This window comes from Streptomyces sp. AC627_RSS907, from assembly GCF_019049165.1.
Genome location: NZ_JAGMUE010000374.1, coordinates 1 through 764, shown reverse-complemented (window position 1 = coordinate 764; position 764 = coordinate 1). Strand labels below are relative to the sequence as shown.

The 764-nt window shown below is 69.8% G+C and carries 1 protein-coding gene; it reads left to right on the top strand.

The annotated features are described in order from the left end of the window. Nucleotides 1-683: HisS family protein (locus tag KUM32_RS35960; protein ID WP_217146114.1), on the top strand; the 683-nt coding region annotated here is incomplete at its 5' end. Between the last annotated feature and the right edge of the window lie 81 nt (nucleotides 684-764).

Genomic DNA, 764 nt, shown 5'->3' with positions numbered 1-764 from the left:
CCCGGCGGCGGATCGAGATCAACCCGCTGCGGGTGCTCGACGACAAGCGCGAGGCCGTGCGCAAGCAACTCGTCGGCGCCCCCGCGCTGCGCGACCACCTGTGCGAGGCGTGCAAGATCTACCACGAGCGCGTACGCCAGTTGTTGACGGCCGCGGGCGTCGTCTTCGAGGACGACGAGAAGCTGGTGCGCGGGCTCGACTACTACACGCGTACCACGTTCGAGTTCATTCACGACGGGCTCGGTTCGCAGTCCGCGGTGGGCGGCGGCGGGCGTTACGACGGCCTGTCCGAGATGATCGGCGGCCCGGCCCTGCCGTCGGTCGGCTGGGCGCTCGGCGTGGACCGCACGGTGCTCGCGCTGCGCGCCGAGGGCGTGGAACTGGACCTGCCGGCGGCCACCGAGGTGTACGCGGTGCCGCTCGGCGATGCGGCCAGGGGCGTGCTCTTCGACCTGGTCACAGCGCTGCGCCGGGCCGGCGTCGCCGCCGACTTCGCCTTCGGCGGCAAGGGTCTGAAGAACGCCATGAAGTCCGCGAACCGCTCCGGCGCCAGGTTCGCCCTGGTCGCGGGGGAACGTGACCTTGCCGAGGGCGTCGTTCAGCTGAAGGATCTGGAGAGCGGGGACCAGACACCTGTCGCCCTGGACGCCGTCGTGGAGGAACTGCGCGCACGGCGCGGTTGATTCACAGGTGCCTGGTGCACAATGACCGGGCTATGACCGACTGACGAGACGAATGGCGCTATGACGACTTCGGCACTTCAC